This window comes from Pseudomonas sp. Fl4BN1 (assembly GCF_009908285.1).
Lineage (GTDB): Bacteria > Pseudomonadota > Gammaproteobacteria > Pseudomonadales > Pseudomonadaceae > Aquipseudomonas.
Window position 1 is genome coordinate 254,748 of record NZ_JAAARM010000004.1, and the last position, 22,994, is coordinate 277,741.

At 58.9% G+C, this 22,994-nt stretch carries 25 protein-coding genes; 16 read left to right on the plus strand and 9 right to left on the minus strand.

The features are described 5' to 3' along the window. The first annotated feature begins 68 nt into the window (after positions 1 to 68). The 3 genes from phhA to GV818_RS06710 all read left to right on the plus strand — a co-directional run bounded on the left by phhA (position 69) and on the right by GV818_RS06710 (position 2,482). Positions 69 to 860 carry a phenylalanine 4-monooxygenase gene (gene phhA, locus GV818_RS06700; protein ID WP_161753773.1) on the plus strand — a complete coding sequence of 264 codons (792 nt, stop codon included), beginning with the start codon at positions 69 to 71 and terminating at the stop codon, positions 858 to 860. Between the two features lie 69 nt (positions 861 to 929). Beyond that, a complete protein-coding gene (locus tag GV818_RS06705) occupies positions 930 to 1,286 on the plus strand; it encodes a 4a-hydroxytetrahydrobiopterin dehydratase (RefSeq protein WP_007930096.1) in 357 nt (118 codons plus the stop codon). Then, positions 1,286 to 2,482, plus strand: a complete 1,197-nt coding sequence (locus tag GV818_RS06710; RefSeq protein ID WP_161776099.1) for an amino acid aminotransferase — start codon at positions 1,286 to 1,288, stop codon at positions 2,480 to 2,482. Before GV818_RS06705 ends, GV818_RS06710 begins: the two co-directional genes overlap by 1 nt. Positions 2,483 to 2,599: 117 nt before the next feature. On the opposite strand, the gene GV818_RS06715 is transcribed toward GV818_RS06710, so the two are convergent. Next, the gene (locus GV818_RS06715; RefSeq protein ID WP_161776101.1) at positions 2,600 to 3,370 is read right to left on the minus strand and encodes an anti-sigma factor family protein; all 771 of its coding nucleotides are present in this window, start codon (positions 3,368 to 3,370) and stop codon (positions 2,600 to 2,602) included. Then, positions 3,367 to 3,876 (minus strand): sigma-70 family RNA polymerase sigma factor, encoded by a 510-nt coding sequence (locus GV818_RS06720; RefSeq protein WP_161753780.1) that lies wholly within the window; start codon positions 3,874 to 3,876, stop codon positions 3,367 to 3,369. Before GV818_RS06720 ends, GV818_RS06715 begins: the two co-directional genes overlap by 4 nt. A gap of 148 nt (positions 3,877 to 4,024) precedes the next feature. Between GV818_RS06720 and GV818_RS06725 the strand changes: the two genes are divergently transcribed. The 5 genes from GV818_RS06725 (at position 4,025) to GV818_RS06740 (ending at position 7,271) form a co-directional block, all read left to right on the plus strand. Beyond that, the gene (locus tag GV818_RS06725) at positions 4,025 to 4,996 is read left to right on the plus strand and encodes a metallophosphoesterase family protein (RefSeq protein WP_161753781.1); all 972 of its coding nucleotides are present in this window, start codon (positions 4,025 to 4,027) and stop codon (positions 4,994 to 4,996) included. 13 nt (positions 4,997 to 5,009) lie between these two features. Continuing rightward, positions 5,010 to 5,327 carry a cupredoxin domain-containing protein gene (locus tag GV818_RS06730; RefSeq protein ID WP_372242060.1) on the plus strand — a complete coding sequence of 106 codons (318 nt, stop codon included), beginning with the start codon at positions 5,010 to 5,012 and terminating at the stop codon, positions 5,325 to 5,327. A 228-nt stretch (positions 5,328 to 5,555) separates the two neighbouring features. Next, positions 5,556 to 5,687, plus strand: coding sequence for a hypothetical protein (locus GV818_RS34365; protein ID WP_256667335.1), 132 nt, complete (start codon positions 5,556 to 5,558; stop codon positions 5,685 to 5,687). Between the two features lie 83 nt (positions 5,688 to 5,770). Next, positions 5,771 to 5,953: a hypothetical protein gene (locus GV818_RS06735; protein WP_161753782.1), complete on the plus strand. Its 183-nt coding sequence runs from the start codon at positions 5,771 to 5,773 to the stop codon at positions 5,951 to 5,953. A gap of 118 nt (positions 5,954 to 6,071) precedes the next feature. After that, entirely contained in the window at positions 6,072 to 7,271 is a 1,200-nt protein-coding gene (locus tag GV818_RS06740) for an MFS transporter (RefSeq protein ID WP_161776103.1), read from the plus strand. Here the strand turns inward: GV818_RS06740 and arfB are convergent. After that, on the minus strand, positions 7,268 to 7,681 hold the full coding sequence (gene arfB, locus GV818_RS06745; RefSeq protein ID WP_161776105.1) for an alternative ribosome rescue aminoacyl-tRNA hydrolase ArfB: 414 nt from the start codon (positions 7,679 to 7,681) through the stop codon (positions 7,268 to 7,270). The two genes, GV818_RS06740 and arfB, sit on opposite strands and share 4 nt — an antisense overlap. An 833-nt stretch (positions 7,682 to 8,514) precedes the next feature. Here arfB and GV818_RS06750 point away from each other — a divergent pair. From GV818_RS06750 to GV818_RS06765, 4 genes are all read left to right on the plus strand, one after another. Next, positions 8,515 to 10,770 carry a glycoside hydrolase gene (locus GV818_RS06750; RefSeq protein ID WP_161776107.1) on the plus strand — a complete coding sequence of 752 codons (2,256 nt, stop codon included), beginning with the start codon at positions 8,515 to 8,517 and terminating at the stop codon, positions 10,768 to 10,770. Between the two features lie 113 nt (positions 10,771 to 10,883). Continuing rightward, complete coding sequence (locus GV818_RS06755; protein ID WP_161753786.1) at positions 10,884 to 11,570, plus strand: hypothetical protein; 687 nt, start codon at positions 10,884 to 10,886, stop codon at positions 11,568 to 11,570. Positions 11,571 to 11,982: 412 nt separating this feature from the next. Next, a complete protein-coding gene (locus GV818_RS06760) occupies positions 11,983 to 12,708 on the plus strand; it encodes a hypothetical protein (protein ID WP_161776109.1) in 726 nt (241 codons plus the stop codon). Positions 12,709 to 12,812: 104 nt separating this feature from the next. Then, a complete protein-coding gene (locus GV818_RS06765; RefSeq protein ID WP_161776111.1) occupies positions 12,813 to 13,232 on the plus strand; it encodes a hypothetical protein in 420 nt (139 codons plus the stop codon). A gap of 84 nt (positions 13,233 to 13,316) precedes the next feature. Here the strand turns inward: GV818_RS06765 and GV818_RS06770 are convergent, their stop codons facing one another. Next, positions 13,317 to 14,738: an amino acid permease gene (locus GV818_RS06770; RefSeq protein ID WP_161753788.1), complete on the minus strand. Its 1,422-nt coding sequence runs from the start codon at positions 14,736 to 14,738 to the stop codon at positions 13,317 to 13,319. A gap of 1,027 nt (positions 14,739 to 15,765) precedes the next feature. Here GV818_RS06770 and GV818_RS34065 point away from each other — a divergent pair. After that, complete coding sequence (locus tag GV818_RS34065) at positions 15,766 to 15,903, plus strand: hypothetical protein (protein WP_178124747.1); 138 nt, start codon at positions 15,766 to 15,768, stop codon at positions 15,901 to 15,903. A 63-nt stretch (positions 15,904 to 15,966) separates the two neighbouring features. Continuing rightward, a complete protein-coding gene (locus GV818_RS06775) occupies positions 15,967 to 16,932 on the plus strand; it encodes a leucyl aminopeptidase (protein ID WP_161753789.1) in 966 nt (321 codons plus the stop codon). A gap of 139 nt (positions 16,933 to 17,071) precedes the next feature. Here the strand turns inward: GV818_RS06775 and rluB are convergent, their stop codons facing one another. The 5 genes from rluB to GV818_RS06800 form a co-directional block, all read right to left on the minus strand. Further along, positions 17,072 to 18,262 (minus strand): 23S rRNA pseudouridine(2605) synthase RluB, encoded by a 1,191-nt coding sequence (rluB, locus tag GV818_RS06780; protein ID WP_161753790.1) that lies wholly within the window; start codon positions 18,260 to 18,262, stop codon positions 17,072 to 17,074. A 305-nt stretch (positions 18,263 to 18,567) separates the two neighbouring features. Beyond that, the gene (gene scpB / locus GV818_RS06785) at positions 18,568 to 19,629 is read right to left on the minus strand and encodes an SMC-Scp complex subunit ScpB (RefSeq protein ID WP_161776113.1); all 1,062 of its coding nucleotides are present in this window, start codon (positions 19,627 to 19,629) and stop codon (positions 18,568 to 18,570) included. A gap of 12 nt (positions 19,630 to 19,641) precedes the next feature. Continuing rightward, on the minus strand, positions 19,642 to 20,340 hold the full coding sequence (locus GV818_RS06790) for a segregation and condensation protein A (protein ID WP_178124775.1): 699 nt from the start codon (positions 20,338 to 20,340) through the stop codon (positions 19,642 to 19,644). A 120-nt stretch (positions 20,341 to 20,460) separates the two neighbouring features. Further along, the gene (locus GV818_RS06795; RefSeq protein ID WP_161753795.1) at positions 20,461 to 21,090 is read right to left on the minus strand and encodes an L-threonylcarbamoyladenylate synthase; all 630 of its coding nucleotides are present in this window, start codon (positions 21,088 to 21,090) and stop codon (positions 20,461 to 20,463) included. A gap of 13 nt (positions 21,091 to 21,103) precedes the next feature. Further along, positions 21,104 to 21,964, minus strand: a complete 861-nt coding sequence (locus GV818_RS06800; protein WP_161753797.1) for a PHP domain-containing protein — start codon at positions 21,962 to 21,964, stop codon at positions 21,104 to 21,106. 87 nt (positions 21,965 to 22,051) lie between these two features. Here GV818_RS06800 and GV818_RS06805 point away from each other — a divergent pair, with 87 nt between their 5' ends. Next, positions 22,052 to 22,648, plus strand: a complete 597-nt coding sequence (locus GV818_RS06805) for a septation protein A (protein WP_161753799.1) — start codon at positions 22,052 to 22,054, stop codon at positions 22,646 to 22,648. Position 22,649: 1 nt separating this feature from the next. After that, complete coding sequence (locus GV818_RS06810) at positions 22,650 to 22,949, plus strand: YciI family protein (RefSeq protein WP_161776115.1); 300 nt, start codon at positions 22,650 to 22,652, stop codon at positions 22,947 to 22,949. Positions 22,950 to 22,994: the final 45 nt, after the last annotated feature.

The window sequence follows — 22,994 nt, forward strand, 5'->3', positions numbered from 1 at the left end:
AAACGCCGCACCTCGGGGTAACACTGCGGTCAACAGAACAAGAACGCATCCCCTTGCAGGAGAGCAGCATGAAACAGACGCAGTACGTGGCCCGCGAGCCCGACGCGCAAGGTTTTATCGACTACCCAGCCGAAGAACACGCAGTATGGAACACCCTGATCACCCGGCAGTTGAAGGTCCTCGAAGGCCGTGCCTGCCAGGAGTACCTGGACGGCATCGACAAACTCGACCTGCCCCACGACCGCATCCCGCAACTGGCGGAAATCAACAAGGTCCTGGGTGAAACCACCGGCTGGCAAGTGGCCCGGGTGCCAGCATTGATCCCCTTCCAGACCTTTTTCGAATTGCTCGCCAGCAAGCAGTTTCCAGTGGCAACCTTCATTCGTACCCGAGAAGAACTGGACTACCTGCAAGAACCGGACATCTTCCACGAGATCTTTGGCCACTGCCCGCTGCTGACCAACCCCTGGTTCGCCGAATTCACCCATACCTACGGCAAGCTTGGCCTGCAAGCCACCAAGGAAGAGCGGGTGTACCTGGCGCGCCTGTACTGGATGACCATCGAGTTCGGCCTGATGGACACTCCAGAAGGACAGCGGATTTATGGCGGCGGCATCCTCTCCTCGCCCAAGGAAACCGTGTACAGCCTGTCCGCAGAGCCGGAGCACCAAGCCTTCGACCCACTGGAAGCCATGCGCACGCCATATCGCATCGACATCCTGCAGCCGGTCTATTTCGTCCTGCCCAACCTCAAGCGCCTGTTCGACCTGGCCCATGAAGACATCATGGCCCTGGTCCACCAAGGCATGCAGCTGGGCCTGCACGCACCCAAGTTTCCGCCAAAACCCAAGGCGGCCTAAGCGGTTCGCACTCGCGAGCCGCTGCGAAAGATAGTAACTTCCAACAAGAATTGATTTCGGGAACCCACCATGACCGCTCTGAACCAAGCCCACTGCGAAGCCTGCCGCGCCGATGCCCCCCAGGTCAGCGACGAAGAACTGCCGGTATTGATCAAGCAGATTCCTGACTGGAACATCGAAGTTCGCGACGGCGTAATGCAGCTGGAAAAAGTCTTCCTGTTCAAGAACTTCAAATTTGCCTTGGCCTTCACCAATGCCATGGGCGAGATTTCCGAGGCCGAAGGCCACCACCCGGGCCTGCTCACCGAATGGGGCAAAGTCACCGTGACCTGGTGGAGCCACTCGATCAAGGGCCTGCACCGCAACGACTTCATCATGGCTGCCCGCACCGACGAAGTGGCCAAGACTGCAGAAGGACGCAAGTAATGCATTTCGACGCCATCGGCCGGGTACCCGGCGACCCGATTCTCGGCCTGATGGGGGCCTACGCCAGCGATCCCAACCCGAACAAGTTCGACCTCGGCGTGGGGGTCTACAAGGACTCCCAGGGCCTGACCCCGATTCCACAATCGGTGAAGCTGGCAGAGCAGCGCCTGGTAGACCGCCAGACCACCAAGATCTACATCGGTGGCCACGGTGACCCGGCCTTCGGCAAGGTGATCAATGAGCTGGTACTGGGCAGCGACTCGCCACTCATCGCCGCGCAACGTGCCGGCGCCACCCAGACCCCGGGCGGCACCGGCGCCCTGCGCCTGAGTGCCGACTTCATCGCCCACTGCCTGCCAGGCCGTGGCGTATGGCTGAGCGACCCGACCTGGCCGATCCACGAAACGATCTTCGCCGCAGCCGGGGTCAAGGTCAGTCACTACCCTTATGTGGGCAGCGACAACCGCCTCGACGTCGAGGCGATGCTGGCGACCCTGAACCAGGTGCCCAAGGGTGACGTGGTACTGCTGCACGCCTGCTGCCACAACCCCACCGGTTTTGACCTGAGCCACGACGACTGGCACCGGGTGCTGGAAGTGGTGCGCAGCCGCAACCTGTTGCCGCTGATCGACTTCGCCTACCAGGGCTTCGGCGACGGCCTGGAGCAGGATGCCTGGGCGGTTCGACTGTTCGCGGCGCAACTGCCGGAACTCTTGATCACCAGCTCCTGCTCGAAGAACTTCGGCCTGTACCGTGATCGCACTGGCGCCCTGATCGTCTGCACCCAGGATGCCGAGAAGCTGCTCGATGTGCGCAGCCAACTGGCCCACATTGCCCGCAACCTGTGGTCCACACCTCCGGATCACGGGGCTGCAGTGGTTGCCACCATCCTCGGTGACACCGAGCTCAAGCGCCTGTGGATCGACGAAGTGGAGGCCATGCGCCAACGCATTGCGCAACTGCGCGCCGGCCTGGTGGAAGCCCTGCAACCCCATGGCCTCGCCGAGCGCTTCGCGCATATCGGCGTGCAACGCGGAATGTTCTCCTACACCGGCCTGAGCCCAGCCCAGGTGCAGATGTTGCGTGAGCAGCACAGCGTGTACATGGTCAATTCCGGCCGGGCCAACGTGGCCGGAATCGATGCTGCGCGCCTGGACCTGCTGGCCGCGGCCATCGCCTCCGTCTGCAAAGGCTGAAGCCAACCGTTACGCATCCCCCCGGCATCTGCGTCGTCGTGCAAGTGCCGGGGTTGCTCAATAGATCACTCGCCCCTTCGCTCCCACCCTCCCCCGAAGGCACTCACGCACAGGCCTTCAAAGACTGTGCCGGATCAATTGTCCCAGCGTCTCCAACTCGCCTTGCTCAAGGTCTGAAACCAGAATAAAACGCAGGTGAGCGTGCCTCCAGGCAACCAGGTTGTAGCCACGCAGAGACAACGTCTGCGCAGATGCATCCGCCTCCGTCGTAGGCAAGATGAACAGATTGATCAGGTGCCGAGCATGACCGTAGGTCAAGGCTGCGGCGCTTTGCTGCTGCAGGTAGTCGAGGCGGCCGCCCAAAAGCGGGTAACCCTGTTCGCGGAAGTCGAAAACCGGTGGGGCAAAGTCGAGCTTGCCAGTGAACCAGGGCTTGACCGTATGCCGGTCCGAGGACGCCACATCATTCAAATGATCAACCATGAGCGAACGCACATGGCTCGACACCGCCTCGTCCAGCCACGGACGCTCACTGGAAGGCGCCGCCAGGTAAAGCACCAGGGACAAGACCAGCGCCAACGCTGAAAACACCGGCGCCAGCCAACGGGCACTGCCCCTTCCCAACAGCCCCTGCAACAACCCGCCTTGTTGCGCCACAGGTGCCGCGACACTGGCCCGTACCCGCTGGCTCAGGGCAGCTGGCGCAAGATGATAGGGCGCATGCGCCTTGACCTGAGCAATCAGGCGCCGAGCGTCAGCGCACTGCCGCGCACACTCTGCACAATGCCGCAGATGCTCCGCCACCTCGGCGGCCGCGTTCACTTCCAGCTCGTTGTCGAGGTAGCCGTGCAGCCATTCACCGCAAGACTTGCAGCCGATGTCATTCATGATGAGCAGGACTTCTGCAGTTGCAGCCGCAGCATGGCCCGGGCCCGGGCCAGGCGCGACATCACCGTCCCTAAAGGAATGTCGACGATTCTCGCAATGTCCTTGTAGGCCATGTCTTCCAACTCCTTGAGCACTATCACCTCACGAAAAGCCGGAGCCAGGGCCAGGAGCGCCTGCTGCAGCCGTTCGACCTCCTGCCCCTGGATGAGCTGCCATTCCGGCGTTCGCCCATCGGACAGCGCCGGTTCATCCTCCAGGCCCGCCTCATCGAAGACCACGGTGCCATGGCGGGACGACGCCTTGAGCCAGTTGTAGCTTTCGTTGCGGACGATGGTCAGAAACCAGGCCTTGGGGTTGCCACCGTCGAAACGATGGAGAAACTTCACCGCCCTGTAGGCGCTCTCCTGCACCACGTCCTGGGCCGCACTGTCGTTGTCGGTGAGCCAGCGCGCGAGGTTATAGGCCGCATTCAGATGCGGCAGGAACAATTCCTCGAATCGCGTCATGGTGGCTCCATTTCCTTTGCACCCTACAACGGTAAAAAACCGGGTTTTATTCCCGAAATAAAATCTGTTCTTTCGGAATAAAGCCCTTCACCGCACGGTTTTACAGATGTCAGCTCAATCACTGTAGACCGCTACCGAGGGCGCCCCCATGGATACTCACGCCACATCGCCGAGCCAACCCACCGATGGCCCGCAGAACCCTGATCGCCGCACCCTGCTCAAATGCTCGGCCTGGGCCGGTGCCGGGGTCATCTGGGCGTTGAGCGGGGGAATTCCACGGGCCTTCGCCCTGGATCAGAACGGCCAACCATCCGATCCCGCCGCACTTAACAGCAGCTTCCACTTTGTGCAGATCAGCGACTCGCACATCGGTTTCAACAAAGAGGCCAACCCCGAGCCGGCGAAAACCCTGCAGGTAGCCATCGACAAAGTGCTTGCCCTGCCCAAGCCGCCCTCGCTGATCCTGCATACGGGAGACATCACCCACCTCTCCAGACCTGCGGAGTTCGATACCGCCGCACAACTGCTCAAGGGCCTGCCCGCGACCGTGCACTATGTGCCGGGCGAGCACGACACCCTCGATGAAGGGGCCGGCCAGTTGTATCTGCAACGTTACGGCAAAGGCACCAAAGGCAACGGCTGGTACAGCTTCGACCAGCAGGGCGTGCACTTCGTCGCCCTGGTGAATGTCTTCAACTTCCAGGCCGGCCATGAAGCCAACCTGGGGGCCGAGCAGCTCGCCTGGCTGGCGGACGACTTGCGGGCAGTGACCAGCAGCACGCCCATCGTGGTGTTCACCCATATCCCCCTGTGGACCATCTACCAGCCCTGGGGCTGGGGCACCGAGGACGGCGACCAGGCCATCGCCCTGCTACGCCGCTATGGCTCGGTGACCATCCTCAACGGCCATATCCACCAGGTTATCCAGAAGGTCGAGGGCAACATCACCTTTCACACCGCCCGCGGCACCGCCTATCCGCAACCGGCGCCGGGAGCCGCGCCCAACCCCGGCCCGATGACCGTGGCCGCCGACCAGTTGCGCAACTACCTGGGCATCACCGATGTCCTGGCCACCCAGGGCGAACACCCGCTGGCCCTGCTCGATTCCACCCTGATCTGAAGGTGCCGGCCCGATGAAGATGCTCCTGCAACTCTTGCTGCTGGGCTGCCTGGCAACGCCGGCCTGGGCCCAGGAAGTGAAGATCGATATCCGCGAGTTCATGTACAACCCCAAGGATGTGCAAGTGACGGCCGGCACCCAGGTCACCTGGGTCAATGACGACCAGATACCCCACACCGTGGTGGAGACCCACAAGCTGTTCCGCTCCGCGGCACTGGACACCAACGACAGCTTTTCCTATGTGTTCGATACCCCGGGCACCTATGAATACTTTTGCGCCCTGCACCCACAGATGGTCGGCAAGATCATCGTCAACCCGCCCCAACCCTAGCCGCGACGCTCGACGCAACGCCGTTTCCAGCGTTGCGCCGAGCCACTGCTGCCGGGACCGTGAAGCAGTGTCCCCGTCGGATGCAGCACCAAGGGTTCAGACCAACGAGCATCGATCGAGGGAAATAAACATCTTTCTGTCATTTGTACTGCTGTATCCTGCCCAAGCTTTTTAAAAGCGCGGATCTACCCAGCGATTTAAAAAACAGACTTTGCGAGGAGCAACGACATGCATGAGATTCCGAATCTCCCCTTCCCAAGCCTGCACGAAACTGAGCAGACAACCCCGCCACAAGCCAGTGCTGAAAAGCCTGTAGCGAAAGAAGCCGCCGACAGCCGCAAGGCCGACAGCGAAAGCTGATAGAGCAGCAACCAGACCGTGTGGAAAGCGCTACTCAAGCGCTTTCCACACCGCCTGAAACCTCCCCCGAGCCCCACCGAACCATGACCGACTCCTTCAGCGAAACCCAAGCCAGCGTACTGATCGGCACTGCAGAGCAGATGATCGCGGTGTGGAATCGTCTCAGCGCGGAAAAACAGGCAATCCTGCTCGCCCGCTTCGGCACCCAGGAAAACGCCCTGGCCGCCTTGGTCACCACGCAACTGCTGGGTGCCAAAGACGCCTGAGCCTGCGCCAGAGCAGGTAAAGATCTGCACAACGCGCCGATTTCTCCCCCTGCATCCCGGCCCACATCGGTATCATAAGCAGCCTATCTATTCAGCTGTCGCAGTGGACCCACCCCCCATGCCAGATACCCCACTCCCTTCAGTGGTCACGATACAAGTCGTCTCCATCGTCTTGTTCACTTTTATCGGCTACCTGAATATCGGCATTCCCCTGGCAGTATTGCCGGGCTACGTCCACAGCGACCTGGGTTTCGGTGCGGTGATCGCCGGCCTGGTGATCAGCGTGCAATACCTGGCGACCTTGCTCAGCCGCCCCTATGCCGGACGCATCATCGACAACCTGGGCAGCAAGCGCGCAGTGATGTACGGCTTGGCCGGCTGCGGCCTGAGTGGAGTATTCATGCTGCTCTCGGCCTGGCTGCAGAGCGTACCGACCCTGAGCCTGATCAGCCTGCTGATTGGTCGCCTGGTACTGGGTAGCGCGGAAAGCCTGGTGGGCTCGGGCGCTATCGGCTGGGGGATTGGCCGGGTCGGAGCACCAAACACCGCCAAAGTGATCTCCTGGAACGGCATCGCCAGCTACGGCGCGCTGGCCGTCGGCGCGCCGCTGGGGGTGCTGCTGGTCAATCGCCTGGGGCTGTGGAGCATGGGCGCGAGCATCATCCTGCTGGCGCTGATCGGTCTGTTGCTGGCCTGGCCGAAACTTGCCGCGCCCATCGTTGCCGGTGAACGCCTGCCGTTCATCCACGTGCTGGGCAAGGTTTTCCCCCACGGTTGCGGCCTGGCGCTGGGCTCCATAGGGTTCGGCACCATCGCCACCTTCATCACCCTGTATTACGCCACCCAGCACTGGTCCGACGCAGTACTGTGCCTGAGCCTGTTCGGCGCCAGCTTCATCGGCGCGCGCCTGCTGTTCGGCAACCTGATCAATCGCCTTGGCGGCTTTCGCGTGGCGATCGCCTGCCTGTCGGTGGAAACCCTCGGCCTGCTGCTGCTGTGGCAGGCCCCCGATGCGCACTGGGCGCTGGCCGGTGCAGCCTTGAGCGGTTTTGGCTTCTCCCTGGTGTTCCCAGCCCTGGGCGTGGAAGCGGTGAATCTGGTGCCCGCCTCCAGCCGTGGTGCAGCAGTGGGTGCCTATTCGCTGTTCATCGACCTGTCATTGGGCATCACTGGGCCGCTGGCCGGGGCGATTGCCGCCGGCTTCGGTTTTGCCTCGATCTTCCTGTTCGCCGCCATTGCGGCCTGCAGCGGTCTGGTGCTGAGCCTGTACCTGTATCGCCAGGCCCCCACGCTGCGCAGGGACCGCGAAGCGCACTAGAAATCCACCTTGCCGCGACCGGCCTTGATGTTGCCGCGCTTGGCCTTGGTCTCCAGGCGACGCTTCTTCGAGCCTAGGGTCGGCTTGGTGGGACGGCGTTTCTTTTCCACCTTGATGGCGCTGAGAATCAGCTCGACGAGGCGCGCCAAGGCATCGGCGCGGTTCTGCTCCTGGGTGCGGTATTGCTGGGCCTTGAGGATGATCACGCCGTCACTGGTGATACGGCTGTCGCGCAGCTCCAGCAACCGCTCCTTATAGAAAGGCGGCAAGGACGAAGCCGGAATGTCGAAGCGCAGGTGCACCGCGCTAGACACTTTGTTGACGTTCTGCCCACCGGCACCCTGGGCGCGGATGGCCGTCAATTCGATCTCGGCATCCGGCAGATGCACGTTGTTGGAAACCCTCAGCATTGCACTCTCATAGCGACTCCTAAAATATCCAAGCATCCATAAAGCCCTTTATTATTAGGGCCATAGGAGTTCTTCCGTTGTTTCAGTGCTTCACTATACAACGTGACTTTTAAGGCAAAACGGGAAATAAACGGGAGAAATGGCCAAGCGCATTCGACTGACAGAAAAGGAAGCCTACAACGTCAGAGACAAGACATCCGAACCTGTCGAAACCAGTGGCAAAGGCTCCCTAACACTCGAACGCAAACAGCTGGGTTCATAAACGGCTAGTGCCGCGAGCTTGCGGCGTGAGGCAAAATTCGTCTATTCACATACCGTAACGTCCGCGTCAGCGCTGAAATCTTGATAGCCCGCCCGGCATCAGTACCGAAGTGCCTGCTCGGCGGCTGTCACATGAACGTAGTGGCATACAGCCCAAACACCACGACCGCTATGGCTACTGACCGGAAAACGCGCAGCCCTGGAGCAATTGGGGGCGCCACCTGGATGCTTTGGCAAAGGGAGATAACTCTGCCTGCAATGACGCTTGATTGACTGCAGATAAAAATCCAACGAACTGGCGTTATGTATGCCATTTCCGAACATATACCCCTATATGTACCGACGAGGAACTTTTCTGCTGGCTCAAAACAGGAGACGCAGCGAGCGAATGAGGTTATTGAATTGCTATCGTACAAGTGAGCGCCCGTTTAACTACGCAGGCATGTTCGCCTGACGCTTACACCTTGCGAACCTTGGTTTAGAACACCGAACAACCTTGCAACATTTACCGTACGACGCAGCTACCCGATTGCATTACCCTCCCCGTTTTTTATCGCAGAAGGGACAACCCTATGCCATCCCAGCATCGCTGCCTGTGCGTTGCACTCCTAATCGGTGCCGCAATGCTCTCGCCTTGGGCCATCGCCAACGCCGTGCTGGAAAACCTGCTCTGGCGCGTTGAAATCGACCCCGCGACGCTGGCAATCCAAGTAACACCGACACAGAGCCCGACCATACAAGCCTCCGCCGGGGTCAACGCACACACCGTCAACGACCTCGTTCAAACGCCCAGCCGGATCGACTGGCAATGGGACAACGGCGCCTGGGTGCTGAGCGCCAGCCTCGATCAACGCGATCTGTCGCTATCCATCACCGCCCGCGATCCCGGTGAACTAGGTTTCCTCAATCAACCTGGTAGCGCCATGGGCAAAGGCTTGATCTGGCCATTGGCCGAGGGGCATTACGTGCCGGCGGGGGATGCGTTGTGGCAAGACTTTCTGCTCGATCAAGGTGAACTCAATACCACCCAGGATCTGAGCCTTCCGCTATGGGGCGTTGATCACGGCCGCTTCACCCTGAACTGGCTGCTGACCAACCCGTACAACAATCACCTGACCTTCAGCACCGATGGTAAGGCCCTGGGGTTGGCAGCCCGTCATGAATTCACTTCGCTTGCGCCAGGCACACCGCTGACCTTCAAGTTATCGTTGGGCGATGCTAATCCGCTGTCGGGTGCCAAGCGCTATCGGCAATGGCTGAGAGACAACGGGCAATACGAATCCCTTGACGATAAATTTCTGAAAACCCCAGAGGCGAAAAAACTGCTGGGAGCCAGTCACGTGTATCTGTGGGGCAGCGACCTACTCGGACCGGATGATGTGCGCAGTTGGCCTGCGCTGTTGAAGCTGTTGCGGGGCAACGGTGCGTTGGTTAGCGAGTTGCGCGGCAGCTTTGATGCTGAAACTCGCAAGCTCCTGACCAAGGAGCAAGCAACGCTGGATCGCTATGAACAAACCACCTTGCTGCGCAACCTAAATAGCGCGCTTAACACCAAGGCGCGGAGCGGTTGGCAGATGGTCGCCGAACCGGACATGCAAAAACTCGCCGAGGGTTATGGCCGATTGCGCACGCAAGTGGCAACAGTCTTCGACAAGGCGCTGACGGCCTCCCCAGAACGCTGGGGCAGCACGTTGACGCCAAAAACGTTCGAGCAGTTGCAAACCGCGGGGTTGTCACGCTTGTGGCTAGGCCTCGGCGAGGGTTGGGAGGGCGGACTCTGGCATCCCGAAGCGGTACGCCAAGGTGTGGCGGCCGGGTATCTGGTGGCGCCTTACGACTCTTACGAAACCGCGTTGAGCGCCACTGAAAACCCGGACTGGAGCACCGCGCACCTCGGCTCACGGGCCAACACTGAGTGTGCGATTATCTTGAACGGCGGCGCGTTCAAAAGTGGTTTCCAGCAGTCCGGGCATTACACCGATCCACGTTGTGTGCGGCCATTACTTGAGGCCCGAATCAAAGCCGTGCAGGCCAAGGCCGGGTTCAATAGCTGGTTTCTCGACGCCTACGCCACAGGCATGGTATTTGACAGCTATCGTCTCAGCGCCTCCATGACCCAAGCCCAAAACGCCGAGGGCAACATCGACGCCTCGCGCTGGCTGAACGAGACGCTGCGGTTGCCTGCTGGATCCGAGGATGGCAATGCCACCACGGCCCGGGGCGTGCTGTTTGCCCATGGCATGCAGACACCGGTGATCGGCTGGGGGGATCCGGACATGAGCCAAAATCCCCAATCGCCCTATTACCTGGGGCGCTGGTTTCCCAACGAAAAACCTCAGGTGTTCTTCAAGGCCGTGCCGCTCAAGGAACCCTATCGCACCGTGCACTTTGCCCCACAGACGCGGTTGCCGCTGTATCAGGCGGTGTTCCACGGCTCGGTGATCACCACGCATCACTGGTTGTTCGACAGCCTGAAACTGAGCAACGTGCGAACCGAGAGTGAGCTGACTCAGTTGCTCTATAACGTGCCGCCGCTGTATCACCTGAGCGCCGACACATTGCAACAACGGTTACCGGCGATGGTTCGCCAGGATGGGTTTTTCCGGCCACTGCATGAGCGTCTGGCAACACAGGCAATGACGGATTTTCGGTGGTTGAGCGAAGATCGGCTGCTGCAGCAAACCACGTTTGCCGATGGGACACGGCTGGTGGCGAATTTTGATTCAGGTGAGCGTGAGGTGGAGGGACGGCGATTAGAAGGACAGAGCATCACGGCACTGGACGTTGGTGGAACTGCAGTGACTTATCAGATAAATACACAGCGCTGAATGCCTGTTTACCAGGCATGGATCAGCGTTTAGAAAGAATGAGCTTTAGCTGCTCTAGGTTAAGCCGTTGACACTCAACTTCATACACTTGATCCTTTGAGGCAGCACCACCCATGATATTAAAACAAATCTATCTCTACCCTGACCTCGTAGAGTTTCACAATCGTGCAAAAGACACTTCCATCATCAGGGATCAAACACGCCACATCTGCAACTATCTTGAACGACAACTTTCCTCATTGAAATTCAACTCTGAAAAATTCAATAAAATCTGCATCATAGGATATAGCAATCCACAAAACGAAATGTATGTAGCATCCACGAACGCTCTTGCTGTGCCGATCGGCTTTGACATAGACCACTGCCGATCAACCCCTAAAGAGCTACTTGCCAGATATTACATAGACCTACTGATTGATGGACTAAAAAAAGCCTCATCAGCGTTTGACATCCCGCTTGACCACCTACTTGAATGGCTTGACGACTTCAAAGCCGGTGGACTGCGCAACGAATGGGTATTTAAAGATAAAAATTTCCGCCACATTGGAATAAGATGCCGACTCGACTGTTCCATGACACTTGACGAATTCAAACTCAAGCTACATGCATCCAAGAAAGAAAGAACTGTATTCGAGCGTGTGATTCTCATCACACCTCCAGACGAAGTGGCCTTCCATTACAGATTTAAAGACATTCTCATTGAAGATGAAAAACTAGTCATCACAACAAGAATCAATACTGGAGGTGAGCGTATTTTATACTCGGCACCGCTATCAGAACTACAATCCATGGCTGATTAATCATCTATTCTTTGTTCCTGCCGAAAGTCTTGACGACAGGGTCACCCTCAGCGAAAAATCAGCGCGAGCGGCACAATGTAACGGTTCCACTACCACAGTTGAACCCGCCTTATCCACGCCCAATCCTGGCAAGGCCTGCGCCTGCTCCAGGAACAACACGTCGACCGTCGCAGCCTCTACATCTACGAACCCGGTAGCTAAGCCCCACAGGCCCGCGTCGAGAACAACCCTGAACACACGAAGCAGGGAGGTTCACCACGCAGGATGCATGAAGTTGATGGGTGAGGATAATCCCTATCGGCATGCGCCGAATGCGCTGGGTTGGATTGGTCGGTGGGGAGAGCTGTAGTTCTGCCTTGCAAGAAGTCTAGGTGGCGCATCAAGAGCTGTGCACAATGCTCAGCCTATTGTCATGTCTAACTCAATTGAATCCAAGACAGGGCCAGCCAAACCCCAAGAACAACGTAATAACGGAAAAACCCGTATTGCCGCGAAGCAAGGAATCGCAATGAAAGATACTTTACAGTCATTATTTGAAGACAACAGAAACAAGTATCCAGACTTTTTAAAACGAACAAAGCAAGAATCAACATCAACCCAATGGGGAACCGGAGTAATGCCAGCCTATGACTTACTCCCTTACAATGCAGAGTTACTTGGCCACAAAGCAGGAAGAATGTTAAAAAAGGAGTCAGAACCGGGGAACAACAAACAGTGTTACCACCTAGAAAAGCATGGGGAAATAATTAGCGAAACAGAATATGCAGAATACAACTCAAGAGAGGGGTACTGGCTGGTCTATCAACGGTTTTTTATTTATCAGCCAGATCACGCAATTGAATTTGCCTTTGGCAGTTCCCGAGACAGCGACACAGAAGCCAACCTGAATTTTGTGAAGTGGGCAAAGCTCGAAAATAGCACAACAACAAATTCATACCTTTTTAACCGCCGCGGCGAATACACAGAACTAGACTACAACTACCAAAACAACAAAATCACCACAATAAACCAAAGATCATGGCTAACAGATGAAATCATTGCACACCGACTCTATCAATTAAACCATGCCAGTAATGGAGTGATTATTACCGAGATCCTGCCGGACGGGAGCATACATAAAATTTTTCCAAAAAAATAACCCTGGATCAGCGCGACCTGGACCACTATTCAATTAATCACTCGTAGGGCGCGCCTCTCGGGCCCAGCTATTGACCTGCACTTTTGCCATAGGAAACCTGAGCCGTGAGCAACTTAAATTTGTCGATCGTCAGTAAAATCGAGGTGGGCAACCTGCTAGAGAATCAAGGCAAGCCTCAGGAGGCACTAGAGATATACCTATCGACTTGGAAAGACATGGACGCATTGAAATCCGAAAAATACCAAACAGAAGAAGCACGGCGGCTGATTAACTGCATTTACGAAGTGCATATTCAATTAGGCGATTATCAAACTGCAAAAAAATGGCCGGAAGATATTTTCAAATGCAACATCCCTGACGCCGGAACCTCAGAACTGATAGATCTAAGAAAAATACACTTTGAGCTTGGCGAAGAAGATAAATCTTTTGAGTTTTTTCTAAAGGCATATGAAAAAGGCAAGGATAGAGCCTTCAAGGAATACGCCCCTAAGTACCTTGCGTTTTTTGAAGCACATCAAAAATAGCTTGGAAGGCGGTCTCAGCCCCCACAAAGATTACACGCATGAAAAACCCGGCCGGAGCCGGGTCTGTCATTGCCGGGGTCGCGCTTACTTCAGCGAAGCGCTGGCCGCCTGCAGCGCATGCTGGGCACTGCGCTTGTTCTTGATGACATAGCAGACCCACATGAACACCACCCACACCGGGATCGCGTACACCGAGATCTGGATGCCCGGGATCAGCAGCATGATGCCAAGGATGAACACCACGAACGCCAGGCAGATGTAGTTGCCGTAGGGGTACCACAGGGCCTTGAACAGCGAGGTCTGGCCGGTACGGTCCATGTGCTGGCGGAACTTGAAGTGCGAGTAGCTGATCATCGCCCAGTTGATCACCAGGGTTGCCACCACCAGGGACATCAGCAGCTCCAGGGCATGCTGAGGAATCAGGTAGTTGAGCACGACGGCGATAAAAGTCACCACCGCCGAGGCAAGGATCGACATCACCGGTACACCACGCTTGTCGATCTTGGCCAGGGCTTTGGGTGCATCGCCTTGCTCGGCCATGCCCAGCAGCATGCGGCTGTTGCAGTAGGTGCCGCTGTTGTACACCGACAGCGCCGCGGTCAGGACCACGAAGTTGAGAATATGCGCCGCGGTGTTGCTGCCGAGCATCGAGAACACCTGGACGAACGGGCTGCCGCTATAGGCATCGCCGGACGCGTTCAGGGACACCAGCAGGCTGTCCCACGGGGTCAGCGACAGCAGCACCACCAGGGCACCGATGTAGAAAATCAGGATGCGGTAGATCACCTGATTGATCGCTTTGGGGATCACGGTTTTCGGCTTGTCGGCCTCAGCTGCGGTGAAACCGAGCATTTCCAGGCCACCAAACGAGAACATGATGATCGCCATCGCCATCACCAGGCCACTGACGCCATTAGGGAAAAAGCCGCCATGTTCCCAGAGGTTGCTCACTGAAGCTTGTGGGCCGCCGTTACCGCTGACCAGCAGGTAACTGCCCAGGGCAATCATGCCGACGATCGCCACCACCTTGATGATCGCGAACCAGAACTCGGCTTCGCCGAAGACCTTGACGTTGGCCAGGTTGATCGCATTGATCATCACGAAGAACACTGCAGCCGAAGCCCAGGTCGGTACTTCCGGCCACCAGTAGTGCACGTACTTGCCGACGGCAGTCAGCTCCGACATGCCCACCAGGATGTAGAGGATCCAGCAGTTCCAGCCGGAGAGGAAACCGGCAAAACCGCCCCAGTACTTGTGCGCAAAGTGGCTGAAGGAACCGGCCACGGGCTCTTCGACGATCATTTCGCCCAGTTGGCGCATGATCATGAAGGCGATGAAACCGCAGATGGCGTAACCGAGGATCATCGACGGGCCGGCGGATTTGAGCACCCCGGCCGAGCCCAGGAACAAACCGGTTCCAATCGCACCGCCCAGGGCGATCAGTTGAATATGACGATTTTTCAGGCCGCGTTTCAGCTCGCCCGAATGCGAGTTTTGTCCACTCATGAAAAGGTTCTCACGCAAGGTTTGATGATGTATGCAAGACGTTGCCGCCCGGTCAAGGCTTAAGCGGCACGGATCAAATCCCAGCGCAGGCACCAGAAGCTCAGCGTTTCTTTAACGGTCATGCGTCACCTGTTTGTTTTTATCTGTGACGAAATCGAACCCACCACGCTCGTGACGCGGCGGAGTGAACAAGGTGGATAACCTTGAGTTTATTGGCCCGGCAGAGGTGTTTTCAGCAACGCGCAGACAAGCTGAAAACGGCTGCCCTGGCGCAAAATGCGCGGGTACGCAGTTGGGTCACAGTTAAAACGCCGCGCATTGTACACCCCTGACCCCCTGCCGCCAGACACCGCTGTTTCAGCGTGCCGGTAACCGGGATCTCATGGGGCCAGCTCGATGCTCGGCATCGACGGCGGAAAGTTGGACGGGCCGCGTGCGGTCGTCAATGAAGGTGCGATGACCATCGCCCTTCGAAGGGTGTCGGTGAAAGTCGGTTACGGCGTTCATTGCGCCTCCTTCTTGTTATGCACCTGTACGCAGGCAGGTGTGCATCACACCTGCCTTGGCGCCCCGGAACAAGCGGACCAGAGCCTTGCAGGCCGAATTATCCAGCGCCTTTCGGAAGCTTTTCCTTACAGCTCGCCAAGCACTACGCATTCAGTGCCCAGAACGCCCGATTCCGTAATGATTTCTTTACAGTGCGTAACATAAAATTGCCAAAACAGATCCACTCAACGACAGACTACAAATTGACGCCGACCACTCCAATGCGAGCGCAAAGCCTTAGCTTTTTGTTTTCCGGCAATAAATTTTCCAGCATCAAAATAGAAAATAAAGTTCAGTAGAAAATAATCTAATTATTTTTTTGCACTTCAAAATGCCCTGGACTAGGTTTCCAGCCACTTGCCGGATCCAATATCCGGCAAGCCCGAGGAACGGCTGACAGCACTCGCAACCATCCCGTTCGCCGCTGTTGATCTGTTCCGCCAATGGACTGCAATGCGCAATGTCATCTAGGAGAGTCACCATGCAAACACTGGAACAAGACCTGGAAACCGAGCTGCAACTGGACGATTGGTTCGAAGTGACAACCCATGATGCCGCAGTGGAAATGATGCAGGCTGACGCGGTGGTTCCGTTCGGCACGGCGATGTGGCCGATGTAAGGCGCCCGGACCGGAGCAGGCCCAGCGCCTGCCCCGGTCATTTTTGTCCTCCAGGGAGGTTTTATGGACCAGACCCGCGCCATCCGCCATTTCCTGTACTACCTCGAACGTCACCCGGCCCTGAGCAACACCCAGCCATCGAAGGTAGTGATCGGCCATACCGCCGAGTATCAGGCCATGAGCCGCGCCATCATCGAACAATCCCGCCAGTCCACGCCACTGGCGGTCAGCGCCCTGCGCCTTGATCTGGAGCCTGCCGAGAGCCTGGCCCAGGCAATTATCGACTGTGACCTGTACATCTTTTTCTATGACTCCTCGACCCTGCCTCAGCCGCGCCCAGATGGCCCGGAATTTCTCCGACCGCTGCATGGGCTGATGGCCGAGCACTGGAAAAAATCCCTATTGTTCAAGGATTACGGCGAGTACTTCTACGATACCTTCAGCATCGAGCCGCAGCGGATCGCCGACCTCAATGCGACCCTGATCCGGCGCTTGTCCCAGGCCGGCACCCTGAGTTTCAGCGACCCTCAGGGCTCGTATTTCGAAGCACCACTCAATAGCGTGAAGAAGTGGACCGACATCAACGGCGTGGGCAATTACGACCTGGCGCCAGGTGAAATCGCCACCCACAGCGAGGCGATCAATGGCCATGTACGATTTCTCGGCACCTTCCTCAGCACCATTCCGTTTGCCCGCAAGTACGGGGTGCTGCAAACGCCACTGGAGCTGTGGATCGAGAATTCGAGCATCCGCCAGGTGGCGACCGAAGTCCCTGGACTGGCCACTGATTTCAACAAGTACCTGGATGCCAACCCGTCGAATCGGCGCATCGAGGAGCTGGGGATCGGCACCAACGAGGGCATCAAGTCCTTGTATGGACGCAACTCCGGTTTTGAAGAGCGTCACTGCGGCCTGCACCTCGGCCTGGGCGGTGGAGCCAAGGGCAGCCATCATCTGGACCTGATCTTCAGCGCCGGGGTACTGGCGGTGGACAACAAGCCAGTGTTCGACGGCCAGTTCGCCTTCTAGCCTCCGCGGTCAGAGCCGGTCGCCGGCGAAAGCAGTCCGCAGTCCTGCTGACTATTCATCGGCAAGCCGGCTCCTACGAACCACCAGGCAAAAAAAAACGCCAACCCGTGGGTTGGCGTTCTTGTGCACCGACCGGGATTTACTCCGGCTTGCGGCGACCAAAGCCAGGACGCTGGCCGCTACCGGCTGGAGCGCCGCGACGCTTGCCGGATGGCGCATCCTTGTCCAGCACCAGGCTTGGACGCTTGGACTTCGGCGCCGGCTTGGCCGGGCGCTTGGTGTCCGCCGGACGATCGGCCACTGGCGTGCCACGACCGGTTGCCGGCCGCGGTGCACGTGACCCGCGCTCGCCGTCCTGACGGGCCGCAGGCTTGCGCCCTGGGCGCTCGCCTTCGATCTGCGGCTCACGGGGGGCACGCGATGTGGTTGGGGTGCCGTTGGCCGGACGCAGGGTGCGCACACGCTCGCTCTTGCCCACTGGACGCGAAGATTTACGCTGCATGCGCTCCAGCTTGTCCTTGGACTTGGCGTTGAGTTGCGGCATCGCCACAGGAGTCAAGCCAACCTCAGCACTGAGGATGTCGACTTCGTACTGGCTCATTTCGCGCCAGCGGCCCATGGGCAGGTCGGAGTTGAGGAATACCGGGCCGAAGCGCACGCGCTTCAGGCGGCTGACCACCAGGCCCTGGGACTCCCACAGGCGACGTACTTCACGGTTACGACCTTCCATCACCACGCAGTGGTACCAGTGGTTGAAACCTTCGCCACCGGGCGCCTGCTTGATGTCGGTGAACTTGGCCGGGCCGTCTTCGAGCATGACGCCAGCCTTGAGGCGCTCAATCATCTCGTCGTCGACTTCACCACGCACGCGCACGGCGTACTCACGGTCCATTTCATAGGACGGGTGCATCAGGCGGTTGGCCAACTCACCGTCGGTGGTGAACATCAGCAAACCGGTGGTGTTGATGTCCAGGCGGCCGATATTGATCCAGCGGCCTTCTTTCGGGCGCGGCAGCTTGTCGAACACGGTCGGACGGCCTTCCGGGTCGTCACGGGTGCAGATCTCGCCGTCGGGCTTGTTGTACATGATCACGCGGCGTACCGATTCGGCAGCCTCTTCGCGCTTGATCACCTTGCCATCGATGGAAATCGCGTCATGCAGGTCGACGCGCAGGCCCAGGGTGGCCTCTTTGCCGTTGACCTTGATGCGGCCCTGGCTGATCCAGGACTCGACGTCGCGGCGCGAGCCGACGCCGATGCGGGCGAGGACTTTCTGCAGTTTCTCGCCGGCTGGACGGATTTCCTGGTCGTTCTGATCGGTATCGCTCATCTGGGCACCTCCCGGTGTGTCGCTTCAGGCTTGAGTAGCCTGAAGGGTAAAAAACAGAGTCTGTGGCGAAGGGATCGCCAAAGGGTCGCGAATCATACGCTCATGGCGGCGGTTGCGCATCACAGACTAGTCGATAAGTCGCGACCCAGGCTTTTTTCCGCCAATCTGTGGCGTCATCTGTGGCGCCAATCCCTGTAGGAGCCGGCTTGCCGGCGAAGGGGGCGAAGGGGGGCTTGAGCCTTGTGGTGAGGCGGCTGACGCCTTCGCTGGCAAGCCAGCTCCTACACAAGCTGGCCTCTTGCGGGTCAGTCGTCCAGCAGGCGGCGCTCACTCTCGATGGCCTCGGCCAGTGCCAGGGCTTCAGCCTCTTCTTCACTCAACTCGGCGGCTGCCGGCTCCAGCGCAGCCACGGCGGCCAACAACCTGGCCCGGGCCTCGGCCACCCCGAGCACATCGTCCTCAGCTTCCACCGGCGACTCATCCTCAGGCTCGATCGCAGCGTCGGCTACCTCATCCTGATCGTCTTCCGGCCACCGGCTTGCCTCGTACTCGTCCGACAGCGACGGCAAGGATAAGGCGACGCCATCATCGACCATTGCCTGGGGCTTCAGCTGCGGCTCGACAGCGAGATCATCCACCGCATCCGGCGCGCCCTCACGGTGCAGGTCGTCGAAGTCGGTCTTGATCCCCTCCTCCATCGAGTCCAGCTCCAGCAGCAAGGTGTGGAAGCTGGTTTCCTCCTTGGGCTCTTCCGGTTCGGCGCTGGCGTCGGCCAGTTGCTGCAGGTGCTCGGGCACCGGAACGTCGTCGAACTCCAGTACCGGCTCGACCTCGATCTCGCGAAGCTCGGCCAGGGGTGGCAGGTCGTCGAGGTTCTTCAGGTTGAAGTGATCGAGAAAAGCCTTGGTGGTGGCGAACATCGCCGGCTTGCCCGGCACGTCGCGATAGCCCACCACACGAATCCACTCGCGCTCCAGCAGGGTCTTGACGATGTGGCTGTTGACCGCCACGCCGCGCACATCCTCGATCTCGCCCCGAGTGATGGGCTGGCGGTAGGCGATCAGGGCCATGGTCTCCAGCATGGCGCGGGAATAACGCTGGGGCCGCTCTTCCCACAAGCGCCCCACCCAAGGGGAGAATTTCTCGCGGATCTGCAGGCGATACCCCGAAGCCACTTCCTTGAGCTCAAAGGCGCGCCCCTCGCAGGACTTGCCGAGCAGGGTCAGGGCCTTCTTGAAAACCGCCGGATCCGGCCGTTCGGCTTCTTCGAAGAGCTCGAACAGGCGTTCCAGGGACTGGGGTTTTCCCGAGGCCAACAGAAAGGCTTCGAGCAGGGACGCCAGCTCGCGGGGTTCATTCAAATTCATGATTTAAGCTCGTTATTCGGCTCGCGCCCGTACATGGATGGCCGCAAAGGGCTCATTCTGCACCAGCTCGACCAGGGATTCCTTGACCAGTTCGAGGATCGCCATGAAAGTCACCACCACACCCAGGCGCCCTTCTTCAGCGGTGAACAACTCGACAAAGGGTACGAAACCGCCCCCCTTGAGCCGCTCCAGTACATCGCTCATGCGCTCGCGAGTGGACAGGGCCTCGCGGCTGACCTGATGGCTTTCGAACATGTCGCCTCGACGCAGAACTTCGGCCATGGACATCAGCAACTCTTCCAGGGCGACATCCGGCAACAGCTTGCGCGCCCGGGCCTCTGGCGCATCAAGCTTGGGCACCACCACGTCACGGCCAACCCGACTCAGGCCGTCGATGCCTTCGGCGGCAGCCTTGAAGCGCTCGTACTCTTGCAGACGGCGGATCAGTTCAGCCCGAGGGTCATCCTCTTCCTGCTCGACCTCGGCGGAACGCGGCAAGAGCATCCGCGACTTGATCTCGGCCAGCATCGCCGCCATCACCAGGTACTCGGCGGCCAGCTCCAGGCGCACGGACTGCATCAACTCCACATAGCCCATGTACTGGCGAGTGATTTCCGCCACCGGAATGTCGAGGATGTTGATGTTCTGCTTGCGGATCAGGTACAGCAACAGGTCCAGCGGGCCTTCGAAAGCTTCGAGGAAGACTTCCAGGGCATCCGGGGGGATGTACAGGTCCAGGGGCATTTCCATCACCGCCTGGCCGTAGACCATGGCGAATGGCAACTCCTGCTGGGCGCCGGCCTGCTCGTCGACGGTTTCTACTGCGGACATCTAGGCCTCGACCATGAACGGCGCAGGATCGCCGCAACCCGCACGGATCAGCTCAGGTTCACCATCGGCAAGACTGATCACCGTGGAGGACTCGGTGCTGCCAAAGCCGCCGTCAATGATCAGGTCAACCTGATGCTCCAGCAGTTGGCGCATTTCATAGGGGTCGCTGAGGGCTTCGGTATCGCCAGGCATGATCAGACTGACACTCATCAGCGGCTCGCCGAGCTCGGCCAGCAGCGCCAGGGCGATTGGATTGCTCGGCACCCGCAGGCCGATGGTGCGGCGCTTGGGATGCAGCAGCAAACGCGGCACTTCGCGGGTGGCATTGAGGATGAAGGTGTACGGACCCGGCACATGCGCCTTGAGCAGGCGGAACGTACCGGTATCGATCTTGGCAAACAGGCCCAACTGCGAAAGGTCGCTGCAGATCAACGCGAAGTTGTGCTTGTCGTCCAACTGGCGCAAGCGCCGCACCCTCTCGATCGCACCCTTGTCGCCCATCTGGCAACCGACGGCGTATGAAGAGTCCGTGGGATAGATCACCACGCCACCGCCGCGAATAATCTCGACGGCCTGCTTGATCAGGCGCGGCTGCGGGTTTTCCGGGTGGATCTGGAAAAATTGACTCACTGTCTCTACCTGTTCAGGCGGCAATAATTGGGTCATGTTTGAACCGACACCATAGCGGCGGCAAGTCCTCCGGAACCGGGCGATATTCGCCGATCTCGGACCAGCCTCCTGGACCATGAAAGTCACTGCCGGCGCTGACCAGCAGTCCGAATTCACGAGCAAGGATAGCCAAACTGCCCACTTGCTCTGCAGGTTGGTGGCCATTGACCACTTCTATGGCATGACCACCGGCTTGAATATAGTCGGCAATCAGCCGGCGACGCTTGCTGCGGGTGAAATCGTAATGCCAGGGATGGGCCAGGCTGACCCAGGCACCCGCCTCGCGTAGCGTGGCCACGGTCTCTTCCAGGGTCGGCCAGTGCTGCTTGACGTCCCCCAGCTTGCCGGCGCCCAGCCATTTGCGGAACGCTTCGGCACGGTCCTTCACAAAACCGGCGCGCACCAGGTAGTCGGCAAAGTGCGGCCGCGCCGGTGCATTGCCGCTGTCGCCGAGTTCCTGCTGGATCGCCCGGGCACCTTCCAACGCTCCCGGCATCCCCTTGAGGGCCAACTTGCGGCTTATTTCCTCGGAGCGCAGCCAGCGTCCGTCGTGCAATTTGGCAATGGCCTGCACCAGCGCCGGGGCCTGAGTGTCGAAACCGTAGCCCAGGACATGGATGGTCGCGCCGCCCCAGGTACAGGACAACTCAACGCCGTTGACCAACTGCATGCCCAGGGCGTTCGCCGCTTGGCGGGCCTCAGCCAGGCCTTCGAGGGTGTCATGATCGGTCAGGGCCAGGACTCGCACGCCTCGCTCAAACGCCCGCGCAACCAGAACCGCGGGCGCCAGGGCGCCGTCGGAAGCCGTGCTATGGCAGTGCAAATCAACATTCACAGGACGATAAAACCTCAAGTCAGCTGGCGCTTTCGCTACCAAGGATGTTTGTTATTATGCCGCCACATCCTGCTTCTGGCTGCCACTGTGAAACAATTCATCGACTTCATCCCGCTGTTCCTGTTTTTCATCGTCTACAAAATCGATCCCCGCGTCGTCGACCTTGCCGGTCACGAAGTCACTGTGGGCGGCATCTACAGCGCCACGGCGGTGCTGATCATCAGCTCCCTGGTGGTCTATGGCGCACTGTTCATTTCCCAGCGCAGGCTGGAAAAAAGCCAGTGGCTGACCCTGATCGCCTGCCTGGTCTTCGGCAGCCTGACCCTGGCCTTCCACAGCGAAACCTTCCTCAAGTGGAAGGCCCCGGTGGTCAACTGGCTATTCGCCCTGGCCTTCATCGGCAGCCATTTCATCGGTGACCGCCTGCTGATAAAGCGCATCATGGGCCACGCCCTGACCCTGCCGGATCCGGTGTGGACCCGCCTGAACATCGCCTGGATCGCCTTCTTCCTGTTTTGCGGTGCCGCCAACCTGTTCGTTGCCTTTACCTTCCAGAGCATCTGGGTCGACTTCAAGGTCTTCGGCAGCCTGGGCATGACCGTACTGTTCCTGGTGGGCCAGGGCATCTACCTGTCGCGCCACCTGCATGACACCGATCCCACTACCCCGAAAGCCGAGGACTGACATGCTTTACGCAATCATTGCCACAGACGTCGCCAACTCCCTGGAAAACCGCCTGGCCGCGCGCCCGGCGCACCTGGAGCGCCTGCAGCAACTCCAAGCCGAGGGGCGCGTGGTATTGGCCGGCCCACACCCGGCCGTGGACAGCAATGATCCTGGCGCAGCCGGTTTCAGTGGCAGCCTGATTGTCGCCCAGTTCGACTCCCTGGGCGCTGCCCAGGCCTGGGCCGACGCCGACCCTTATGTAGCTGCCGGCGTCTACGCCAGCGTGCTGGTCAAACCGTTCAAGCAAGTCCTGCCGTAAATCCTCCGAGACGTGATGAACCTTCACCGGTCATCACGTTCTCAA